Raw genomic sequence first — 21,490 nt, 5'->3', positions numbered from 1 at the left:
GCATCTCAGCCACTACAGCCAGCACAGTTTGCGCCGCCAACACAACCAGAACAGCCGGCACAACCGGCACAACCGGACGAAACCGTTCCGACGACACCGGTGACGGGTACCGAGGTTCGGTCCGCCGACGTTCCGGCAGCGATCAACAAGATCGACGCCCAAAAGTTTGAGAAGCAAAGCTCGCCCAGCGTGGTCAGCACCATGCTGGTCAATGTGCCCAGCGTTTCGACCACCAACGAAAGCGGTAATTCCTTCGAGCCGGATCTCCAGTTTCGCGGCTTTATCGCCACACCGATCACCGGCACGCCGATAGGTCTTGCCGTCTATCAGAACGGCGTGCGCATCAACGAGGCATTTGGCGACAACGTCCACTGGGACTTCATTCCGCCCGACGCCATCCATACGATGGACATCGTCACCGCCAACCCGATCTTCGGCCTTAACGCGCTCGGCGGCGCGGTGGTCGTGCAGATGAAGAACGGATTCAACTATCAGGGTGCCGAAAACGATTTTGTCGCCGGGTCGTACGGGCGGGTTCAGGATTCCTTCCAATGGGGCAAGCAGGACGGCAACTATGCCGCCTATTTCGCCATCGACGGCGCCCATGAGGACGGCTTCCGCGAGCGTTCATCCTCGACGATCCGCCGCCTCTACGGCGATGTCGGCTACAAGGACGAGCAGAGCGAAATCCACCTGAACGTCACGGCGGCGGACAACTTCTTCAATGCTCCGGCCACGACGCCCGTCGAACTGCTCAACGAGAACTACAGCGCCGTCTACACCACTCCGCAGAGCGACGCCCTCAAGATGGGGATGATCAGCCTGCAGGGAAACACCAAGCTCACGGACACGCTGACCCTCGCAGGTACGCTCTACTATCGTTACCTTTCCGACCACCACGTGGACGGCAACGATACGGACGTGCAGGTCTGCGACGATCCAACTCTGCTTTGCTTCACCGACGGCACCACGCCCGCGATTGGCAGCAACGGCCAGCAACTGCCGAACCTCTTTCCCGCAGGTGCCGTGATCGGCGAGATCGACCGCAACAACACGCAAACCAATGGCTGGGGCGGCAGCCTTCAGATAGCAGATACCGCCAAGCTGAACGGTATGGACAACACCTTCGTGCTCGGCGCGTCGCTCGACATGGCCGCCTCGAATTTCAATGCCAACACCGAACTGGGCACCGTCGATCCCAACACCTTCGTGGTCACGGGCAATGGCCAGTATCTCGGCTATACGACCAGCGACGAAGGATCGATCGGCCCAGTCAAGCTGCACACCACCAATACCTATGTCGGCGTCTACGCGCTCGACACACTGGATGTCACGAAGAGATTCACACTGACCCTCGGCGGCCGGTTCAATTTCGCCAACATCGATCTCACGGACCTGCTGCAATCCGGTTCCGGTTCGCTCACCGGCAATCACCAATATGCGCGCTTCAACCCAGTCATCGGCGGGACCTACAAGATCACGCCCGACATTCTCGGCTATGCCAGCTATTCGGAATCGAACCGCGCTCCGACGCCGCTCGAATTGGGCTGCTCGGATCCGAACCTCCCATGCGTGATCGATACATTCCTCGTATCGGACCCTAACCTTGACCAGGTCGTTTCCCGCACGGTCGAGTTGGGACTGCGCGGCAAGACCAACCTCTCCGGCGACCAGACGCTCGGCTGGAAACTCGGGCTCTACCGGACGGAGAATTCGGACGACATCCTCAACGTGGTGGCACCCATCGGCATGACCTTCGGCTATTTCGCCAATGTCGGCAAAACGCGCCGCGAGGGCATTGAGGCTGCCGTCAACTACAACAAGGGCGACTGGTCACTCTTTGCCAGCTACGCCTATGTGGACGCGACCTATCAGTCCTACGTCACGCTCAACCCGCCTTCCGGCGATCCAGCCGGCGACGAGCCCATCCATGTGGTACCGGGCGATCACATCTCCCGCATACCGGCACATCACTTCAAGTTTGGCGTCGACTACCAGGTCAACGACAAGTGGTCGGTCGGCGGCAATGTGCTTGCCGTCGGCGACCAGTATTTCGGCGGCGACGAGTCAAACGAGAACCCGAAGCTGCCCGGCTATGCGACGGTCAACCTGCACACGACATACCAGATCAGCAAGAACATGCAGTTCCATGCGGAGATCGAAAACCTGTTCAACAACAAGTACTATTTGAACGGCACCTATTTCGACAATACGAGCTCAGTGGGGAGTCTGATCGGCGGCACCAACACCGACACGGTGACGCCGGGCAAGCCATTTTCCATCTATGCGGGGTTGAAGGTCACTTTCTGACCCCTTGCCGAAACAGGCCGCGCGAACAGATATCTCACTGCAGCACTCATCGGTGCGTTCAAAGAGATGTTTTTCCAATAGTCATTCGGGGGAACGCATGGTTGGAAGTCTTCGCCGCCTTTACCCTGCCTCGACCGCAGCGCTCCTGGCTCTGACCTCGTTTTCGCCCGCGACCGCACTGGCCGCGCAGACGCAGGCTCAATCGGCCCATGATATCTCGGTGGAACTGAACAAGCTCGAGCCCCTCGGCAAAGGCTGCCGCGCCTATGTCGTGGTCGACAACGCAACCGATGCTGCCTATTCGGTGCTCAAGCTCGACATCGTACTGTTTCGGCCGGACGGCGTGATCGACCGGCGCATCGCCATCGATCTTGGGCCTCTTCCAGCGAACAAGAAGGACGTCAAGACCTTCGATCTTGAGGCTACGCCGTGCAGCCAGATCGGAAGCATGTTCGTCAACGATGTGCTGGAGTGCAAATCCGGCGAGCAGGATGTGTCTGACTGTCTGGACAGGTTCGCGGTGTCGTCGCGCGGGCCTGCCACACTGTCCAAATAGGAACGCCAAGTAGCCACGGGGAGGGTGGAAACTTTCATCGGGTTGTGGAGTTGATTGGCATGGAATCCAGCCTTTCGGTCATCGACCTCGTCCGGCATGCAGACCCGGTGGTTCAGGCCATCGTTCTCTTTCTAGTGATCTGCTCGATCGCCTGCTGGGCGATCATCATCGAGAAGCTCATTCGCCTGGCGAGCCTCAGGCGCCAGATCGACGCCTTGCATCGGCTGGCAGTGGAAGGCGGCCGCGGCGCGCGCCAGCTTACCGGCATGGCAGGCGCCGTGATGACCGCGGCCCGGAGCGAACAGGCGGACCTGGCGGCAGGGCAAGCCCCAGCCTACGAGGCACGTTCGCGGATCGAGGAAACCATGCGCGTGACGATGCTCGGTGAATTGCGGCGCCTCGAGGGTGGGCTCCCGTTTCTGGCGACACTCAGTTCGGCGGCCCCCTTCATCGGCCTTTTCGGCACCGTGTGGGGCATCATGACGAGCTTTGCCTCCATCGCCCAATCGCAGGACACCAGCCTCGAAGTCGTCGCGCCCGGAATTGCGGAAGCGCTGTTTGCCACGGCCGCCGGCCTCGCCGTGGCGATACCCGCCGTCATCGCCTACAATCAGATATCGGCGGTGCTGGGCCGCGCCGCGCAGAACGGCGGAGCGGCGATCCCGCCTATCGCGAGGGCCCTTGCGTATGAAAATGCCAAGACTTCCCCGAGGGTCGACTGATGGGCATGTCGCCTCGACAAACGCTCGGTAACCGCGATGGCCTGGTCTATCGCCCTTCGGCCGAGATCAACGTCACCCCGCTCGTCGACGTGACGCTGGTCCTGCTCATCATCTTCATGGTCGCAGCGCCTTTGATGATGACGGGCGTGCGCGTCGATCTTCCGCACACCAGCGCGCAGAAGATCGGCCAGATCAAGAAGCCCGTCATCGTCACCGTGGCGCCGGACGGCAGCGTCTATCTTCGCAGCGAGAAGGTCGCGCTGGCCGATCTCGCCGCTCGTCTCGATGCGTTGCGCGCCGCAGAAGGCGACGCAGTCGTCTACATCCGCGCCGACAAGGGCACCGACTACGGCGCCGTGATGGACATGCTGGGCCGTGTGAACGAAGCTGGCTACAGGCGATTTTCCCTGCTTGCGCAGGCGCCGACGAAAGATACGGCCTCCCCGTGACCCTCTCCGGCTGGCGTGCAGGCTATGGGCCGTGGCAGGCGGCACGCCTGGTCGCCGTCACTCTCTCCTTGCTCGCGCATGGCGCCGTGGCTGCATGGATATTCAGCTCGCCGGATCGACCGGGGGAGCACCAAAGCGAGATTCCGATCGAGGTGACCACTGTTCCGCTCGTCATTGAATCGCTGAATGCTCAACAACCCACGCTTCCCGAAATCCAGTCGACCGAGCAGGAACCGGAGATTCAGGCCGCCGACCCGGGACAGGCGTCGGAGGCAACGTCCAACCGGCCCGCCGAGGTGACTGAGAGCACGCCGCCGGCGGCGACATCCGACACTGGGCCGACTGAAACGGTGCTGGCCGCCCCGCCCCCGACCGAAGAACCGGCCGAGGAGGCACCGGCCCCCACGATCTCTCCCGAAGCACCGTCGGTCCTGGAGCAGGCAAAGCCTCTAGAGCAACCCAAACCAGCCGCCCCGCCCAAGCCCGAACCCCGCCACCGGGAAACTCAACGCAAGACGGCCACCCTCCCACCTGAAGAGACGCGGAGCCGCACCAAGGAAAATGCTGGCCGCGAGGGCAGCGCAAGGCAACAGGAAGAAAGCCGCGAAGCCTCTCTGCCCCCCGCCAAGTCCGATCCGCGCGCGCAGGCCAGCTATATGTCCGGTGTCGCGTCCCGTCTCTTGTCACGAAGGTACTTTCCCGCCGGCGCGCCGTCGGGATCGGTGGTGGTCAATTTCAGCGTATCTTCGTCCGGCAAGCTGATGAGCAAAAGGGTGCTCCGAAGTTCCGGGTCGTCAGTTCTCGATCGGGCGGCCTTGAACATAGTGGAAAAGGCCGCGCCCTTCCCGCCATTCCCCAAGGGCGTGACTGCGCCGCATCTGAATTTCAACGTGCCGATGAGCTTCAGCCGGTAATGACGCGGGAGTCACGTCTTCTGGAACGATCCCAGCGCCCGCGCGTTCGACGGCGCGCATAGGCAATTCGAGAAACCTGGAGGAATTTCGTGCCCACAGCCGAACTCGTGTTTCTGATCGATGTCGACGACACCCTGCTCGACAATGACCGTTTCGTTGCCGATCTCACCTCACGGCTCGATCAGGCCTTCGGCGAGGTGGAGCGCATGCGCTATTGGGAGATCTACGAGCGGTTGCGCGCAAAGCTCGGCTATGCCGATTACCTCGGCACCCTGCAGGAATTCCGGCTGGGCAACACCAACGAGACCGAGCTTCTGCAGATGTCGGGCTTCCTGCTCGAATACCCGTTTGACCAGCTAGTCTATCCCGGCGCTCTTGCTACACTCGAACATCTCAACAAGATGGGAACAACGGTCGTTCTCTCGGACGGCGACATCGTTTTCCAGCCGCGCAAGATAAGGCGCGCGGGTCTGTGGGATGCGGTAGGCGGCCGCGTCCTGATCTATCTGCACAAGGACCGCATGCTCGCCGAGGTGGAACGGCGCTTTCCTGCCCGGCACTATGCCATGCTGGACGACAAGCCCCAGCTGCTGGCTTCAGCAAAGCGGCAGCTTGGGGACCAGTTGACCACCGTCTTCGTCCGCCAAGGCCACTACGCCGCTCAATCGGAAGGTGCCCAGATTAGCCCGGCACCCGATGCCAGCGTGAGGCAGATCGCCGACCTAATTGACTTCGGACCGCCGGATTTCGGAACGGCCGATATCGGCCGTTCCGAATAGGCAGCCTTCCACCTAGCCGCGGCAACAGGTGTCCGAACTACTTTTTTGCCTTGGGTCCGGGGTCGTTGGGCTCGGGTGCCTCGACATGCCCGCCAAAGCCGAGACGCAAGGCCGAAAGAAGCTTTTCTCCAAACGTGTGTTCCTGCCGCGAGCGGAAGCGCGCAAACAGTGAAGCCGTCAGAACGTCGGCAGGAACCGCTTCCTCGATAGCGGCCTCGACGGTCCAGCGGCCCTCGCCGGAATCCTGAACGAAACCGGAGAAACCGGCCAGTTGCGGATCCTCGGCCAGTGCTGCGGCGCCGATGTCGAGCAGCCAGGAAGAAATGACGCTGCCGCGCCGCCAGACCTCGGCAATGTCCGGCAGGTTGAGGGAAAATCGCTCGTCGGCCGGCAAATCATCCGAGTCCTTGCTGCGGAGGATGTCAAATCCTTCGGCATAGGCCTGCATCAACCCGTATTCGATGCCGTTGTGCACCATCTTCACGAAGTGACCGGCGCCGCTTGGACCGGCGTGGATATAGCCGCGCTCGGCGCGCGGATCGTATTTCTCCCGTCGCGGCGTGCGCGAAATGTCACCCAGCCCGGGCGCCAACGCGGAAAAGATCGGGTCGAGGTGGTCCACCGCTTCCTTTGGCCCGCCGATCATCATGCAGTAGCCGCGCTCAAGACCCCAAACGCCGCCGGACGTGCCGCAATCGACATAGCGGATGCGCTTGCCGGCCAATTGCTTCGCGCGCCGGATATCGTCCTTGTAGAAGGTGTTGCCGCCATCGATGATGATGTCATCCGGCTCGAGAAGATCGCCAAGCTGCGCGACACAGTCCTCGGTGATTTTCCCGGCTGGAAGCATGAGCCAGACCGCGCGCGGTTTTTCGTCGAGCACTTTCACCAGCATGGCAAGGGACCCGGTCGCCGTGGCCCCTTCTTTCGCCAGCGCTTCCCGGGTCTCGACACTGGTGTCGTACACCACGGTGTCATGCCCCGCCTTCAACAGACGCCGGCAGATATTGCCGCCCATGCGGCCCAGTCCAACAATGCCAAGCTGCATCAACTTCCTCCTTGCTGAATGCCGACACGCCGTCCGCCGAACTCAGGCCTTCTGGCGGGCCCTCTCGATCTGCTTCATGGCGGCGTCGACTACATCCTGCAACGTAAAGCCGTATTTGTGGAGAAGGTCCTTGAGCGGTGCCGATGAGCCGAAAGTGTGCATGCCGATCTTGGCGCCGCCGTCACCCACATAGCGATCCCAGCCGATCACGGAGCCGGCCTCGACCGAAACGCGTGCGGTAACCTCGGGCGGCAGAACGCTGTCGCGATAGGCCTCGCTCTGCTGTTCGAACAATTCCCATGACGGCATGCTGACCAGACGCGCGGCGACGCCATCCCGCAAGAGGACTTCATAAGCCTCCGCGCAGATGGCAACCTCGCTGCCCGTGCCGATGAGGATCACCTCGGGTTTCCCGTGCTCAGCGTCGGCCATCACATAGGCGCCGCGGGCGACGCCTTTCGCCGAGGCGTAGTGCTTGCGATCCAAGGTTGGCAGTGCCTGGCGGCTGAGCACCAAACACGCCGGCTGACGCGCGTGCCCGATGATGACGCGCCAGGCTTCCACCACCTCATTCGCGTCGGCCGGCCTTAGCGTGACGAGGCCGGGAATGCTGCGCAAAGCGATGAGCTGTTCGACCGGCTGATGCGTGGGGCCATCCTGACCGAGGCCGATGGAGTCGTGCGAGAAGATGAATGTAACGGGCAGTTGCATGAGCGCGCTGAGGCGCATCGGCGGCTTCATGTAGTCTGAGAACGTCAGGAAGGTCGAGCCGTAGGGACGCAGCTTGCAGAGGGCGAGCCCGTTGAGGATGGCGCCCATGGCATGCTCGCGAATGCCAAAGTGAAAGTTGCGGCCGCCGTAGGTGTCGGCCTCGAAGTCGCCGGCCTGCTCGAAAGTAAGGCGGGTTTTTGTCGAAGGCGCAAGGTCGGCCGAACCGCCGACAAGCCAGGGATAGCGGGGCGCTATGGCATTCAGCACCTTGGCGGAAGAGTCGCGGGTGGCCAGGCCCTTCGCATCGGCAGGGAAGCTCGGCAAATCGGCGTCCCAGCCGTCAGGCAGCTCGCGCCTTTGCATCTGCTCAAGCTCCTTGGCAAGCTCCGGGTATTTCGCGCGGTAAGACTCGAGCATCGATGCCCATGCCTTGCGCAGCTTTGCGCCCCGTCGGCCGATGCCGGCGTGGAAGTGTTCGCGGACGCCGTCAGGGACGAGAAACTTGGCATCCTCGGGCCAACCGTAGGAGCGCTTGGCAAGACGCACCTCCTCCTCGCCGAGTGGCTCTCCGTGCGCGGCACTTGTGTCGTGCTTGTGCGGGGAGCCGTAGCCGATGTGGCTCTCGACGATGATGAGAGTTGGAACGTCGTTGGTCCGCCGGAACCTCTCGATCGCCTGCGCGATCCGTTCGGTGTCGTTGGCGTCGCCTACGCGCAAAACGTTCCAGCCATAGGCCAGAAAGCGCGTCGCGACGTCTTCGCTGAAGGTGATGTCCGTATGGCCCTCGATGGTGACGCGGTTGCTGTCGTAGATCCAGCACAGGTTTCCGAGCATCAGATGGCCCGCGAGCGAGGCCGCCTCGCTCGCCACGCCTTCCATCATGTCGCCGTCGCCGCACAGCGTGTAGACGGAATAGTTGAACATGGTGAACCTTGGGCGATTGAAGCGTTTCGCCAGCCAGTCTCCGGCGATCGCCATGCCGACGCTCGTCGCGCAGCCCTGGCCCAGCGGGCCGGTCGTCGTTTCGACGCCGGTGGTGAGGCGATACTCCGGATGCCCGGGGCATTTGCTGCCGATTTCGCGGAAGCGCTTTATGTCCTCCAATGTTACGGCCGGCTCACCGGGTCGCTCATATTCCGCGTTCACCGCCTTCACGCCGGTGAGATAGAGCATCGAATAGAGCAGCATCGAGGCGTGGCCGATGGACAGCACGAAGCGGTCCCGGTTCGGCCAGATCGCGTCTTCGGGGTCGAAACGGAGGAAATCCTGCCACAGCGTATAGACGAGCGGCGCCAGCGCCATCGGAGTGCCGGGATGGCCTGAATCGGCCTGCTGCACGGCATCGATCGACAGCGTGCGGATGGTGTTGATGGACAGCTCCTCGATTAAGCCAGCGCCGACCCGCTCCTCGGCTTTCGGCTCAGGGGCCAGGCTGGCGGCAGTGCCACGACGGCTGCGCGCTCTTGCCTTGGGAGCCTGTCCTATAACGGGATGAGTGTGAACTGGACTCATCGTGCTTCCTCTTCCGCTTCTTCAAGTCATGAAAATGGATGGAGGTTTTAGAGCGACCAGCGGGGTCGCCGTTACGACGAGGTAAACTAGGGGAGGCGGTGGCGGCGGAAAGGTGTGTGAGAGCCCGAAGTGCCAGATGCCAGGCCATCGCGCCGAAAACTTGTTTGCGACAACATACGCAATACATAATTTTCATCAGCGGACGCAAATGACAGTGCGCCGGGCACCGTCGCAAGCACGCCGCGAAAAATGCAGGCGGATGGCATGAATCTCAACCGCATTGACGTATCAGTCGAAGACGAGCTGCAGGAACTCCAGCGCGAGTCGTTCAGCTACTTCATCCACGAAGCCAGCCTCGAAAACGGGCTTATCCTCGACAAGACCGAGAAGGGCTGGCCGGCCAGCATCGCCGCCACCGGGCTGGCGCTGGCGGCGTATCCCATAGGCGTGAAGCGAGGTTTCATGACCCGCGAGCGAGCCCTGGAGCGAACGCTCAAGACGCTACGGTTCTTCTGGAACAGCCCGCAGGGGCCCGAGCCGGATGCCACCGGTTATCGAGGCTTCTTCTACCATTTCCTCGACATGAAGACGGGCAGGCGTGCATGGAACTGCGAACTGTCCACCGTGGACACCACATTCCTCTTGGCCGGAGCATTGACCGCCAGGGTCTATTTCGATCGCGATACCGCTGAGGAAAAAGAGATCCGGACACTGGCCGAAGAGCTCTATAAGCGCGCCGACTGGCGCTGGATGCAGAATGGCGGCGATACGGTCACGCATGGCTGGACGCCGGAAAACGGCTTCATCAAGTATCGCTGGGAAGGCTACGACGAGGCGCTGCTGCTGTATTTGCTGGGGCTCGGCTCGCCGACATTCCCGCTGCCCAAGAGCAGCTATGCTGCCTGGTGTTCCACCTATGAATGGAAGAACTGCCACGGCTTCGACTACCTCTATGCGGGGCCGCTTTTCACCCATCAGCTCTCGCATATCTGGGTCGATTTCCGCGGCATTCAGGACGCCTATATGCGCGACAAGGGCATCGACTATTTCGAAAACAGCCGACGCGCCACATTCGTCCAGCAGCAATATGCGATCCACAATCCGCTTGGGTTTGCCGGCTACGCCCATTGCTGCTGGGGCATAACGGCCAGTGACGGGCCGGGACCGGCTACGCTGAAGGTCGATGGCATCAGCCGCCAGTTTTATGACTATATCGGGCGCGGCGTGCCCTACGGCCCTGACGACGGCACGATTGCCCCGTGGGCCGTGGTGGCTTCCCTGCCCTTCGCACCAGAGATCGTCCTGGAGGCAATCGACCACTTCATCCATGAGGTGCAGTTGAAGGCCAAGAGCCCCTATGGCTTCAAGACGAGCTACAACCCAACCTTCCCCGACAAGTCGCACAACCCATTTGGCTGGGTCTCGGCCTGGCATTGGGGGCTCAATCAGGGCCCGATCACATTGATGATCGAGAACTATCGCACCGGCCTTCTGTGGGAATGGATGCGTCAATGCCCCTATCTGGTGGCAGGCCTGCGGCGGGCCGGCTTCACCGGTGGCTGGCTGGATGAGCAGGACGAAGCCGTCGCATAGGCCTGGTTCCTGTAACGACGGCCATTCAGGTCACACGATTCCGCCACCGCCCGACGCCACTGCCGGCCGCTCCTCGGCGACCTTCGCCCGGTAGCCTGCCGCCCTGTAGGCCGCCACCGGATCGATCGCCCCGCCACTCTGATACCGGACCATGGCGAGAATCGGCTCGACGTCGGTGCGGAAGGCCGTTTTCAGGGTCTGTGTGGCCATCAGCGCATCGTTGGTATCCTGATAGCCCTCCAATGCCTTGCGATTGACCAGAAGGGCCGACGCATAGGCGCGCTGGACCTCTGTGGCCGACAGCATCAGGCTTTCGATCGGGTCGGTGACGTTGTGGCTCTGGTCGAGCATATGGGCCGGATCGAAGCCCTTGGCGCCATTCAGTTCCGCATCCACCAATTCGTTGAAGATCAGGAACAGGCGGTACGGGTCGATGGAACCAGCGTCGAGGTCGTCGTCGCCATATTTCGAATCGTTGAAGTGGAAGCCGCCGAGCTTTCCGAACTGGATCAGCCGCGCCACGATCATTTCGATATTCACATTCGGCGCATGGTGGCCAAGATCGACCAGGCAATAGGCCTTCGGCCCCGTCTCCTGCGCGATCAGATAGTTGGTGCCCCAATCCTGCACGACCGTGGAATAGAAAGCCGGCTCGTACATTTTGTGCTCGGTGAACAGGCGCCAGTCATCCGGCAGCGCTGCATAAACCTGTTTCACCGCGTCGAGATAGCGTTCGAACTGCCGCGTGAAATTCACCTGCCCCGGGAAATTGGAGCCGTCGCCGATCCAGATCGTCAGCGCCTTGGAGCCGATGGTCTTGCCAATCTCGATGCATTCAAGATTGTGCTCGACCGCCTGCTGGCGTGTGGCCGCATCGGCATGGGACAGCGAGCCGAATTTGTAGCTCTGCTTCTGGCCCGCCGCGTCGGAAAAGGTATTGGAGTTCATCGCGTCGAAGCCGAGCCCGAAGCGGCTTGCCGATTGTTTCAGGCGATTGGCATCGGCCTTGTCCCACGGAATGTGCAGCGAGACATTCGGCGTGGCGCGCGTGAGTTGCTGGATGACGGAGCAATCCTCGATCTTGTCGAAGATGTCGCGCGGCTCGCCGGGCCCGGGAAAGCGGGCAAAGCGCGTGCCGCCCGTACCAACGCCCCATGACGGGACGGCGACCTTGAAGGCCGCCACCTTGTCGCGGATGGCATCGATGGCGATGCCGCGGCGGTCGAGCTGTTCACCGAGCGCTTCATAATCGCGCGGCAGTGCGCCGATGCGCTTTCCATTCTCACGCTCGACGATGTCGAGATCGATCAGATGTTCCACCGTCTCCCCCTCCCCGATCATCTGCCGAACTACCGCGTGAACGACTGGGCGTTGCCCGCGTCGACATTAACGATGTTGCCGGTCGATTTCGCCGACATGTCGGAGACGAAGAAGAACACGGCCTCGGCAATGTCCTCGGGATAGACGCTGAGCTTCAGCATCGAGCGCTTGCGGTAGTGCTCCTCCAGTTCCTCCGGCTTCATGTTATAGGCGGCGGCGCGCTGCTCGCGCCACTCCCCGGTCCAGATCTTGGAGCCGCGCAGCACCGCGTCGGGATTGACCGTGTTGACCCGGATGCCGAATTCCGCACCTTCGAGCGCCAGGCAACGCGCCAGATGGATCTCGGCTGCCTTGGCCGTGCAATAGGCCGAGGCGTTGGGCGAGGCTGCAAGCCCGTTCTTGGAAGCGATGAAGACGATCGAGCCGCCGGTCTTCTGCTTCTTCATCAGACGGAAGGCTTCGCGCGCGACGAGGAAATAGCCGGTCGACAGGATGTCCATGTTGCGGTTCCACATGGCAAGGTCCGTCTCATCTACGGGCGCGGACGAGGAAATCCCCGCATTTGAAACCAGGATGTCGATGCCGCCGAATTCGACCGCAGCGGTCGCGAAGGCATCGATCACGTCCTGCTCACGCGTCACATCGAGGCGCAGGCTGCGTACGACGTCCTCGCTGTGACGACCGGCCAGGTCCTTATGTGCAGAAGCGAGCGCGCTGTCGTCAATGTCGGCCAGCACCACGCAAGCGCCGTCGCGCAGCAGCCGCTCGGCCGTCGCCTTGCCGATGCCGCCGGCGCCGCCGGTCACCAGAGCCACCTTCCCGGCAAGCGGCCGGGGCTTTGGCATACGCTGGAGCTTGGCCTCTTCGAGCGCCCAGTATTCGATGTCGAAGGCTTCCTGCTCGGGCAGGCCCATATAGGTCGAAACGCTCGACGCGCCGCGCATGACATTGATGGCGTTGACATAGAACTCGCCCGAGATGCGCGCCGTAGCCTTGTCCTTGGCGAAGGTGATCATGCCTACGCCGGGCACCAAATAGACGACCGCGTTGGGGTCGCGCATGGCGGGCGTATCCGGATGTTTGCAGCGCTCGTAATAGGCCGCGTAGTCCCGCCGATATTCCTCGACGGCGGCCGGCAGCCCGGCCAGCGTCTTTTCGATCTCCGGATTTGCCGGATCGAAATCGATCACCAGCGGGCGGATTTTCGTGCGCAGAAAATGGTCCGGGCAGCTGGTGCCGAGTGCGGCAAGCGATGCCAGGTCGCGCGAGGCGACGAATCCCAGTACGGCCTCCGAATCGTCGAAATGGCCGGCCTTGCGCTCGGCGGCAGAGATCATGCCGCGAATAGCCGGCATGAGCTTTGATGCGATGGTCCGGCGTTCCGCCGTCGGCAGCGTCGGGCGCACCTCCCCGCCAAAGGCGGCCTTGCCCCTGCTCTCCTCCTCGAACCAGTCGATGGCGCGATTGATGATCCGGATGGTCGTCTCGTAGCACTCGCGCGCAGTGTCGCCCCAGGTGAAGAGCCCATGGCTTTCGAGCACCACGCCGGAAGCATCCGGGTTCTCATGACAGAATTTTTCCAGCCACAGGCCGAGCTCGAAGCCCGGCCGCTTCCAGGGCAGCCAGCCGATCTCACCGCCAAAGATCTTCTGCGTCAGTTCCTTGCTGTTCTTGGAAGCAGCAATCGCGATCACCGCGTCCGGGTGCATGTGGTCGACATGCTTTTTCGGCACATAGGCATGCAACGGCGTGTCGATGGAAGCCGCTCGCGGGTTGAGGTTGAAGGTGCAGTGCGGCAGGTAGCCGACCATCTCGTCTTCGAATTCGACGCCGCGATAGAGCCCCTTCAGCGCTTCGAGCTTGTCCATGTAGAGCGTGGAGAAACCGTCGAGCTTGATGGTGCCGACGTCGCCGCCCGATCCCTTGACCCACAGCACCTCGACCTCGGCGCCGGTCAGCGGATCCTTTTCGGTCACCTTTGCCGAGGTGTTGCCGCCACCGTAATTGGTGATGCGCTTGTCGGAGCCGAGCAGGTTCGAGCGATAAAGCAGCAGCTGCGCTTCTGACATGGGCGCCGCCCTGGCCTCGTCCCAAAGATTGGCGAGCCGCGCGGCCGTGCGCGTTTCAAGCATTCTGCAACCTCCCATAAGCCGCGACCGGATGCGGCATTTTCCCGAAAGCTCCCACGTCAGGCTTGAGGCTGTCAATCAAAAACGATCAAATTCGCTCATATTGCATCGCACAATGAAATTATATGATCGAAGCTGATTGACAGTGAGAAGCATGAATGAACTAATGATCGAAACGGGGGGCATCATGCACGAGAAGGAACGCCATCGGATCATCCTGTCGGCCATCCAGGAAAAGCCTGTGGTGACGGTGCAGGAAATGGTGGAGCTGACTGACTCCTCCGAGGCGACCATCCGGCGCGACATCGCCGCGCTGCATGTGCAGAAAAGGCTGCGCCGGGTGCGCGGCGGCGCCGAGGCGATCAACCCGCCGCAATTCATCGGCCTTGCCGGCCGGCCCTTCTCGGTGAACGAAACACTGAATGCGACGCAGAAGCGCGCCATCGCCCGTGAGGCGGTTGAACTCTGCCAGGACGGCGAGCCGATCATCATCAATGGCGGCACCACCACCTTCCAGATGGTGCATTTCCTGACCAACCGGCGCATGCCCATCTTCACCAACTCGTTCCCGATTGCCGAGCATCTGCTCAAGCATTCGAAGAACACGGTGATGGTTTCGGGCGGCACGATCTACCGCGAGCAGAACATCATCCTCTCGCCATTCGACAATGACGTGACGCGCAACTTCTATGCGCGGCGCATGTTCATGGGCGCGCAGGGGCTGGGACCGCTGGGCCTGATGGAGGGCGATCCGCTGCTCATCCAGGCAGAGCAGAAGCTTATCGACCAGGCCGACGAGCTGGTGGTTCTGGCCGACTCGTCGAAATTCCGGCAGCGTTCGAGCCTGATCCTGTGCCCGCTGTCGCGCATCACAACTGTCATCACCGACGAAGGCATCGAGGACCGGGAGGCCAAGATGCTGGAAGAGGCGGGGGTAAATCTGATCGTCGCCAAGGGAACGGCGGCGACAACGGGGGCATCTTCGCTGCCGGCCTAGGAGGTTCGCCGCGGCGCTGATGGAATGAAACGCTCTAGGGAGGAAACGATGAGCATTCTGAAGAGACTGACGGTCGCGGCAGCCCTATCGGTTGCCATGGCCACGACTGCTTTCACAGGTTCGGCGCTGGCAGACATGAAGGTGGCGCTGGTCGTCAAATCGCTCGGCAACGGCTTCTTCGACGCCGCGCACAAGGGCGCGGAGGAGGCTGCCAAGGAAATCGGCGGCATTGAGGTCATCTATACCGGCCCAACCAAGGCCACGGCTGAAGCCCAGATCGAGGTCATCAATTCGCTGATCGCGCAGAAGGTCGACGCCATCGCCATTTCGGCCAACGACGCCGACGCGCTCGTTCCGGCTCTGAAGAAGGCAATGGATCGCGGCATCACCGTCATCTCGTGGGATTCGGGCGTGGCGCCGGAAGGCCGCCAGATGCACCTCAACCCCTCGGACACCAACCTGATCGGCGAAACCATCATCAAGCTGGCCGCCGATCACCTGCCGGAGGGCGGCGATGTCGCCATCCTGTCCGCCGCCTCGACCGCGACCAACCAGAACGCCTGGATCGACGCCGCCAAGAAGGCACTGCCGGAGAAATTCCCCAAGATCAATCTCGTCTCGGTCGTCTATGGCGATGACGACTCGGCCAAGAGCACGGACGAGGCCAAGGGCCTTCTGAAGTCCAATCCGAACCTCAAGGCAATCATTGCCCCGACCACCGTCGGCGTCGTTGCTGCCGCGCAGGTGGTGACCGACGAGAACCTGATCGGCAAGGTCAATGTCACGGGCCTCGCGCTGCCGTCCGAGTTCAAGAAGTTCATCGACAACGGCGCCTCGCAGAGCGTTGCGCTGTGGAACCCGATCGATCTCGGCTATTCGGCGGTCTATCTGGTCCACGACATCGCGGCCAAGAAGGACGAGGTGAAGCCGGGCGCGAAGCTGTCCATCGGCCGCGTCGGTGAAGTCACGCTCGACGACAACAACTCGGCCGCTATGGCTGCGCCCTTCACCTTCGACAAGTCGAACATCGAAGAATTCTCGAAGATCTACTGATCACGAGAAACCCTCGCGAGGAAACAACTGCGTTCATTCCCTGAGCGCGGTTGTTCTCCCGCACGAAAACGCTGCTGCCATGGATGCCAAGGCCAAATCGATCCGAACAGATGAAGGCGCGGCTGTTTCCCAGCCGCTGCTTACGCTTTCGGGCATAGCCAAGAGTTTCCCCGGCGTGCGGGCGCTGCGCGATGTAAGCCTGTCGCTCTATCCGGGCCAGGTGACGGCGCTGATCGGCGAAAACGGCGCGGGCAAGTCCACCCTGGTCAAAATCCTGACCGGCATCTACCAGCCTGACGCCGGCGACATAAGCGTCGCGGGCACCTCGGTCAGCCTGCCCTCGGCACACGCCGCTTTCGAGCACGGCATCACCGCGATCCATCAGGAGACGGTGCTGTTCGACGAGCTTTCGGTGGCCGAGAACATCTTCCTCGGGCACGCGCCGCGAACGCGCTTCGGCACCATCGACTGGAAGACCATGCGCGCCCAGGCGCGCGAGGTTCTCGAAACGCTCGGCGCCGGTCATATCGACGCCGACGCGCGGCTGAAGGATCTCGGCATCGCCAACAAGCATCTGGTGGCGGTGGGGCGGGCGATGTCGATCGACGCGCAGATCGTCATCATGGACGAGCCGACCGCGGCACTGTCGGCCAAGGAGATCGAGGAGCTTTTCCTGCTCATCGAATTCCTGAAGAACGAGGGCAAGGCCGTCCTCTTCATCAGCCACAAGTTCGACGAGATCTACCGCATCGCTGACCGCTACACCGTGTTCCGCGACGGCGAGATGGTGGGTGAAGGGCTGATCCCAGGAACCAGCCAGGGCGATCTCGTAAAACTGATGGTCGGCCGCTCGGTCGACCAGATTTTTCCCAAGCACAAAGCCGAGATCGGGCCGACGGTGCTCGAGGTCTCCGACCTCTCGCATCCAACAGAATTCGACGGCATCGGCTTCGAGCTGCGCCGCGGCGAAATCTTGGGTTTCTACGGCCTGGTCGGCGCAGGCCGCAGCGAGGTCATGCAGGCGGTTGCCGGCATCACGCGCACGAGTCGCGGAACCATCGCCCTCGACGGCAATGTTATCTCGGTGCGCTCTACGGCCGACGCGGTCGAACGCGGCATCGTCTATGTGCCAGAGGAGCGCGGCAAGCAGGGCGTGGTGATCGGCCTGCCGATCTTCCAGAACGTGTCGCTGCCTTCGCTGAAGCGCACCTCCGGGTCGGGCTTCCTGCGGCTGGCCAACGAATTTGCGCTGGCGCGCGAATACACCGAGCGCCTCGACCTGCGCGCCTCCTCGCTCAGCCAGGACGTCGGCACGCTGTCAGGCGGTAACCAGCAGAAGGTGGTGATCGCCAAATGGCTCGCGACCGCGCCACGCGTGATCATTCTCGATGAGCCGACCAAGGGCATCGACATCGGCTCCAAGGCCGCAGTCCACGGCTTCATGGCCGAACTGGTGGCCGAGGGGCTGTCGGTCATCATGGTATCGTCCGAGCTGCCGGAAATCCTCGGCATGTCGGACCGGGTGGTGGTCATGCGCGAGGGCAGGATCGCAGCCGTCTACGACAACAACGGGCTGAACGCCGAAACGCTGGTGCGCGCAGCGGCGGGGATCGCTGAATGAACCGGCTGATCAGAAATCGCGAAATCTGGCTCGCGGGGGCGATCGCCCTGTTGATCGGCCTGATCTCGACCCGCTTCGGCGCCTTCGCAAGCCCAGGCAATCTCGCGACCATCTTCAATGACACCTCGATCCTGATGATCCTGGCACTCGGGCAGATGGTGGTCATCCTCACCCGCTCCATCGACCTGTCCATGGCCTCCAACCTCGCCTTCACCGGCATGGTTGTAGCGATGTTGAACGCTGCGTTTCCGGCTATTCCCGTGCCCGTCCTCATGTTGGTCGCGGCGGGCGTGGGGCTGCTGCTCGGTGCCGTCAACGGCCTGCTGGTGTGGAAGCTGGATATTCCGTCCATCGTCGTCACGCTCGGCACGCTCACCATCTATCGCGGCGCGACTTTCGTGATTTCCGGCGGCGCGTGGGTGAACGCCGACCGGATGAGTCCGACCTTCATAGGCCTGCAGCGCATGCAGTTCATCGGCGTTCCGCTGCTGTCATGGTTTGCCATCGTGGGTATCGCGCTGTTCTTCCTGATGCTGACGCGCACCGCGCTCGGCCGCTCCTTCTACGCCATTGGCGTGAACCCCACGGCCGCCGTCTATGCCGGCATAAATGTCGGGCGCACCAAGTTTCTTGCCTTCTGCATCTCCGGGCTAGTCGCCGGCATCTGCGGCTATCTTTGGGTGTCGCGCTACGTCATCGCCTCGGTCGAGATCGCCAACGGCTATGAGCTCAACATCATCGCCGCCTGCGTGATCGGCGGCATCTCGATTGCCGGCGGCATAGGCTCGGTAGGGGGCACAGTGCTGGGCGCGCTGTTCCTCGGCATCATCAGCACGGCGCTGCCCGTCATCAACGTCTCGCCCTTCTGGCAAATGGCGATCTCCGGCAGCGCAATCATCCTCGCGGTCGTGCTCAATGCGCGCGGCGAACGCCGGCAGGGCCGCATCATCCTGAAGAAGGCGGAAGCGGCATGAGCACCATCCAGCCCACGCAAGCGCGCCATATACCCGACCGCCTCGACCGACCGCTGCGCTCCGCTTTGCTGGGTTGGGAGGCGCTGCTGGTCGCCGTGGCGGTCGCGATCTTTATCATCAACAGCTTTGCTTCGCCCTATTTCCTCGACGTCTGGTCGCTTTCCGATCTGACGTTCAACTTCACCGAAAAGGCGCTGATCGCGCTGGCCATGGCGCTGCTGATCATCGCCGGCGAGATCGACCTGTCGGTGGCTGCGATCATCGCCTTGGCATCGACGCTGATGGGCATGGCAGTGCAATTCGGCTTCAGCACGCCGGCGCTGGTCGGCATCGGCATTTGCGTGGGGCTGGCCTGCGGCGTCTTCAACGGATTGTTGGTGACGCGCCTTGGCCTGCCCTCGATCGTGGTCACCATCAGCACGATGAGCCTGTTTCGCGGCATCGCCTTCATCATCCTCGGCGACCAGGCCTACAAGGGCTATCCGGCCAGCTTCGCCTTCTTCGGCCAGGGCTATGTCTGGTGGGTGGTGTCGTTCGAACTCGCGCTGTTCCTGGCGGCGGCGGTCGTCTACTATGTCCTCCTCCACCGGACGAATTTCGGCCGCTACGTCTTTGCCATCGGCAACAATCCCGTAGCCGCCCAGTTCTCAGGCGTCCGGGTAGATCGCATCAAGCTCGTCCTTTTCTGCCTCACCGGGCTGATGTCCGGCATCGCCGCCGTGCTCATCACTTCGCGGCTTGGTTCGACACGACCCTCCATCGCGCAGGGCTACGAGCTCGAAGTCATCACCATGGTGGTGCTAGGCGGGGTTTCCATCCTTGGCGGCTCGGGCAGCATAGCGGGTGTGGTGCTGGCAGCGCTCATCATGGGGCTGGTCACCTTCGGCCTCGGCCTGCTCAACGTGCCGGGCATCGTCATGTCGATCTTCGTCGGCCTGCTCCTCATCCTCGTCATCGCGCTGCCGTTGGTGTGGCGCCGCTTCATGAGAAAGGCTGCCTGATGGCCGAGAAATATGCGTTCCGCATGAAGCTCAACCCCGGCATGAAGGCCGAGTACAAGCGGCGGCATGACGAGATATGGCCGGAACTGGGGGCGCTGCTGAAGGAGGCGGGCGTTTCGGACTATTCGATCCATCTCGATGAGGAGACAAACACGCTTTTCGGCGTTCTGTGGCGCCGAGACGACCACCGCATGGACGAATTGCCCGCGCATCCGGTGATGCAGCGCTGGTGGGCCCACATGGCCGATATCATGGAAACCAAGCCCGACAACGAGCCTGTCGCCGTGCCGCTCGAAACCGTCTTCCACACGGAATGAGCGATGGCAGCGCCGCGCCACGTCGCCGTCATCGACATCGGCAAGACCAACGCCAAGCTAGCGCTGGTAGATGCCGAAACCTTGCGCGAAATCGCCGTGCTGAAGACGCCCAACAGGGTGGTGAACGGCGCACCCTACCCCCACCATGACGTGGAGCGGCTTTGGGCTTTTATACTCGACGGGCTTGGCGAGTTTGCGGGCAAGCACGCGATTGACGCCATCTCCATCACCACGCACGGCGCTACCGCCGCGCTGCTCGAAGCGGATGGCGAACTTGCGTTGCCCGTCCTCGACTATGAGCACGACGGCCCGAATACCCTCGCCGGTGAATATGACGCTCTGCGCCCGCCTTTCTCGGAGACGGGCACGCCGCGCCTGCCGCTCGGCCTCAATCTCGGCGCGCAGATCCACTGGCAGGCAAAGGCATTTCCCGACCGCTTCGCGGCCGTGCGCTCCATCCTTCCCTACCCGCAATACTGGGCCTACCGCCTGAGCGGGGTGCGGGCGACGGAGGTCACGTCGCTCGGTTGCCACACCGACCTGTGGAGCCCCGCACGCCGCGACTTCTCCGTGCTCGTCGATGCCATGGGCTTGCGAGGCCTGATGCCTCCCCTGCGCGCGGCGGGCGACCGGCTGGGGCCGATCCTGTCCCAAATCGCGCGGCGCACCGGGCTCGATCCGGAAACGCCGGTACTGTGCGGCCTGCACGACTCCAACGCCTCGCTCTTGCCGCATCTCGTCGCGCGCCAGCATCCCTTTTCGGTCGTCTCGACCGGAACCTGGGTGGTGAGCATGGCCGTGGGTGGAGGCCAAAAGCTGCTCCACGAAGCGCGCGACACATTGGTGAATGTCAGCGCGCTCGGCACGCCGGTACCCTCTGCCCGGTTCATGGGCGGGCGGGAGTATGACATGCTCACTGCCGAGCTCGATGCCGGTTGGACGCAGCGGGACGTCGAGCGCGTGCTGACCGAACAGATCCTTCTTTTGCCATCGGTGCAGCAGGGGTCTGGGCCATTTCCCCGCGCTCAGTCGCGCTGGACGGGACAACCGTCGCTGGGCGAGCGGCTTGTCGCGGCCTCCTTCTATCTCGCGCTGATGACGGCGACCTGTCTCGACCTCATCGGCGCGGATGGCGACATCATCGTGGAAGGTCCCTTTGGGAAGAATGTGCTCTTTGCGGAAATGCTTGGCGCCGCGACCGGGCGCCCTGTGCTGCCGCAAGACGGTCGGGAAACCGGCACCACGACCGGAGCCGCGCTGCTGGCGGCGGCACATCAAGGCAACCAGATGCCGCTGGAGACAGCTGAAGCCAGGCCCGTCAATCAATCCTTCGCGGAGTATGCGAACGCCTGGCGCGAGGCCGTGGCCGAAGTTTGCGCATAGCCAGACCGGCTTTGACTAGCCTCTAACCCCGACTTACCCTAGCTTTTCATGCACGTCGCTCGTTGAAGCGCTAACTTGAACATCGCCGTCTAGGAGATTTG

18 protein-coding genes are annotated in these 21,490 nt (G+C 62.4%); 14 read left to right on the top strand and 4 right to left on the bottom strand.

Annotation, left to right across the window (positions count from 1 at the left end):
* Window positions 1-99: 99 nt before the first annotated feature.
* The 6 genes from C7I85_RS14615 (at window position 100) to C7I85_RS14590 (ending at window position 5,730) form a co-directional block, all read left to right on the top strand.
* Window positions 100-2,310, top strand: coding sequence for a TonB-dependent receptor (locus tag C7I85_RS14615; RefSeq protein WP_106724712.1), 2,211 nt, complete (start codon window positions 100-102; stop codon window positions 2,308-2,310).
* A gap of 97 nt (window positions 2,311-2,407) precedes the next feature.
* On the top strand, window positions 2,408-2,866 hold the full coding sequence (locus C7I85_RS14610) for a hypothetical protein (protein ID WP_106724711.1): 459 nt from the start codon (window positions 2,408-2,410) through the stop codon (window positions 2,864-2,866).
* A 59-nt stretch (window positions 2,867-2,925) separates the two neighbouring features.
* Window positions 2,926-3,588, top strand: a complete 663-nt coding sequence (locus C7I85_RS14605) for a MotA/TolQ/ExbB proton channel family protein (protein ID WP_106724710.1) — start codon at window positions 2,926-2,928, stop codon at window positions 3,586-3,588.
* 5 nt (window positions 3,589-3,593) lie between these two features.
* Window positions 3,594-4,037, top strand: coding sequence for an ExbD/TolR family protein (locus C7I85_RS14600; RefSeq protein WP_342587306.1), 444 nt, complete (start codon window positions 3,594-3,596; stop codon window positions 4,035-4,037).
* Window positions 4,034-4,951 (top strand): energy transducer TonB family protein, encoded by a 918-nt coding sequence (locus tag C7I85_RS14595; RefSeq protein WP_106724708.1) that lies wholly within the window; start codon window positions 4,034-4,036, stop codon window positions 4,949-4,951. The genes C7I85_RS14600 and C7I85_RS14595 overlap by 4 nt, the downstream gene beginning before the upstream one ends.
* Window positions 4,952-5,040: 89 nt before the next feature.
* Complete coding sequence (locus C7I85_RS14590; RefSeq protein WP_106724707.1) at window positions 5,041-5,730, top strand: HAD family hydrolase; 690 nt, start codon at window positions 5,041-5,043, stop codon at window positions 5,728-5,730.
* 37 nt (window positions 5,731-5,767) lie between these two features.
* Here the strand turns inward: C7I85_RS14590 and gnd are convergent, their stop codons facing one another.
* Both gnd and tkt read right to left on the bottom strand, forming a co-directional pair.
* Window positions 5,768-6,778, bottom strand: coding sequence for a phosphogluconate dehydrogenase (NAD(+)-dependent, decarboxylating) (gene gnd, locus C7I85_RS14585; RefSeq protein WP_106724706.1), 1,011 nt, complete (start codon window positions 6,776-6,778; stop codon window positions 5,768-5,770).
* A gap of 42 nt (window positions 6,779-6,820) precedes the next feature.
* Entirely contained in the window at window positions 6,821-9,001 is a 2,181-nt protein-coding gene (gene tkt / locus C7I85_RS14580) for a transketolase (protein WP_106724705.1), read from the bottom strand.
* 264 nt (window positions 9,002-9,265) lie between these two features.
* Between tkt and C7I85_RS14575 the strand changes: the two genes are divergently transcribed.
* Window positions 9,266-10,594, top strand: a complete 1,329-nt coding sequence (locus C7I85_RS14575) for a glucoamylase family protein (protein WP_106724785.1) — start codon at window positions 9,266-9,268, stop codon at window positions 10,592-10,594.
* A gap of 30 nt (window positions 10,595-10,624) precedes the next feature.
* Here the strand turns inward: C7I85_RS14575 and rhaI are convergent, their stop codons facing one another.
* Together rhaI and C7I85_RS14565 are read right to left on the bottom strand one after the other, a co-directional pair.
* On the bottom strand, window positions 10,625-11,935 hold the full coding sequence (rhaI, locus tag C7I85_RS14570) for an L-rhamnose catabolism isomerase (RefSeq protein ID WP_106724704.1): 1,311 nt from the start codon (window positions 11,933-11,935) through the stop codon (window positions 10,625-10,627).
* An 8-nt stretch (window positions 11,936-11,943) separates the two neighbouring features.
* Entirely contained in the window at window positions 11,944-14,046 is a 2,103-nt protein-coding gene (locus C7I85_RS14565) for a bifunctional rhamnulose-1-phosphate aldolase/short-chain dehydrogenase (protein ID WP_106724703.1), read from the bottom strand.
* Window positions 14,047-14,230: 184 nt separating this feature from the next.
* On the opposite strand from C7I85_RS14565, the gene C7I85_RS14560 reads away from it, so the two are divergent.
* From C7I85_RS14560 to C7I85_RS14530, 7 genes are all read left to right on the top strand, one after another.
* The gene (locus C7I85_RS14560; protein WP_106724784.1) at window positions 14,231-15,040 is read left to right on the top strand and encodes a DeoR/GlpR family DNA-binding transcription regulator; all 810 of its coding nucleotides are present in this window, start codon (window positions 14,231-14,233) and stop codon (window positions 15,038-15,040) included.
* Between the two features lie 48 nt (window positions 15,041-15,088).
* A complete protein-coding gene (rhaS, locus tag C7I85_RS14555; RefSeq protein ID WP_106724702.1) occupies window positions 15,089-16,093 on the top strand; it encodes a rhamnose ABC transporter substrate-binding protein in 1,005 nt (334 codons plus the stop codon).
* Window positions 16,094-16,172: 79 nt separating this feature from the next.
* Window positions 16,173-17,714: a sugar ABC transporter ATP-binding protein gene (locus C7I85_RS14550; protein ID WP_106724701.1), complete on the top strand. Its 1,542-nt coding sequence runs from the start codon at window positions 16,173-16,175 to the stop codon at window positions 17,712-17,714.
* Window positions 17,711-18,688, top strand: coding sequence for an ABC transporter permease (locus tag C7I85_RS14545; protein ID WP_106724700.1), 978 nt, complete (start codon window positions 17,711-17,713; stop codon window positions 18,686-18,688). The genes C7I85_RS14550 and C7I85_RS14545 overlap by 4 nt, the downstream gene beginning before the upstream one ends.
* Complete coding sequence (locus tag C7I85_RS14540; protein ID WP_106724699.1) at window positions 18,685-19,689, top strand: ABC transporter permease; 1,005 nt, start codon at window positions 18,685-18,687, stop codon at window positions 19,687-19,689. The genes C7I85_RS14545 and C7I85_RS14540 overlap by 4 nt, the downstream gene beginning before the upstream one ends.
* Complete coding sequence (gene rhaM, locus C7I85_RS14535) at window positions 19,689-20,006, top strand: L-rhamnose mutarotase (RefSeq protein ID WP_106724698.1); 318 nt, start codon at window positions 19,689-19,691, stop codon at window positions 20,004-20,006. Before C7I85_RS14540 ends, rhaM begins: the two co-directional genes overlap by 1 nt.
* A gap of 3 nt (window positions 20,007-20,009) precedes the next feature.
* Complete coding sequence (locus C7I85_RS14530) at window positions 20,010-21,389, top strand: FGGY-family carbohydrate kinase (protein WP_106724697.1); 1,380 nt, start codon at window positions 20,010-20,012, stop codon at window positions 21,387-21,389.
* The last annotated feature ends 101 nt before the right edge of the window (window positions 21,390-21,490 follow it).

Origin of the sequence: Pseudaminobacter soli (ex Li et al. 2025), assembly GCF_003012705.1 — a bacterium.
Classification (GTDB): Bacteria; Pseudomonadota; Alphaproteobacteria; order Rhizobiales; family Rhizobiaceae; genus Pseudaminobacter; species Pseudaminobacter soli.
This window is presented reverse-complemented; position numbering and strand designations above follow the sequence as displayed.

Bases quoted from the DNA above. Each gene is read 5' to 3' on its own strand.
- C7I85_RS14575 (WP_106724785.1), top strand. From the start codon at position 9,266: ATGAATCTCAACCGCATTGACGTATCAGTCGAAGACGAGCTGCAGGAA.
- C7I85_RS14545 (WP_106724700.1), top strand. From the start codon at position 17,711: ATGAACCGGCTGATCAGAAATCGCGAAATCTGGCTCGCGGGGGCGATC.
- gnd (WP_106724706.1), bottom strand. From the start codon at position 6,778: ATGCAGCTTGGCATTGTTGGACTGGGCCGCATGGGCGGCAATATCTGC.
- tkt (WP_106724705.1), bottom strand. From the start codon at position 9,001: ATGAGTCCAGTTCACACTCATCCCGTTATAGGACAGGCTCCCAAGGCA.
- rhaS (WP_106724702.1), top strand. From the start codon at position 15,089: ATGAGCATTCTGAAGAGACTGACGGTCGCGGCAGCCCTATCGGTTGCC.
- C7I85_RS14530 (WP_106724697.1), top strand. From the start codon at position 20,010: ATGGCAGCGCCGCGCCACGTCGCCGTCATCGACATCGGCAAGACCAAC.
- C7I85_RS14600 (WP_342587306.1), top strand. From the start codon at position 3,594: ATGTCGCCTCGACAAACGCTCGGTAACCGCGATGGCCTGGTCTATCGC.
- C7I85_RS14605 (WP_106724710.1), top strand. From the start codon at position 2,926: ATGGAATCCAGCCTTTCGGTCATCGACCTCGTCCGGCATGCAGACCCG.
- rhaM (WP_106724698.1), top strand. From the start codon at position 19,689: ATGGCCGAGAAATATGCGTTCCGCATGAAGCTCAACCCCGGCATGAAG.
- C7I85_RS14550 (WP_106724701.1), top strand. From the start codon at position 16,173: ATGGATGCCAAGGCCAAATCGATCCGAACAGATGAAGGCGCGGCTGTT.
- C7I85_RS14540 (WP_106724699.1), top strand. From the start codon at position 18,685: ATGAGCACCATCCAGCCCACGCAAGCGCGCCATATACCCGACCGCCTC.
- C7I85_RS14560 (WP_106724784.1), top strand. From the start codon at position 14,231: ATGCACGAGAAGGAACGCCATCGGATCATCCTGTCGGCCATCCAGGAA.
- rhaI (WP_106724704.1), bottom strand. From the start codon at position 11,935: ATGATCGGGGAGGGGGAGACGGTGGAACATCTGATCGATCTCGACATC.
- C7I85_RS14565 (WP_106724703.1), bottom strand. From the start codon at position 14,046: ATGCTTGAAACGCGCACGGCCGCGCGGCTCGCCAATCTTTGGGACGAG.
- C7I85_RS14610 (WP_106724711.1), top strand. From the start codon at position 2,408: ATGGTTGGAAGTCTTCGCCGCCTTTACCCTGCCTCGACCGCAGCGCTC.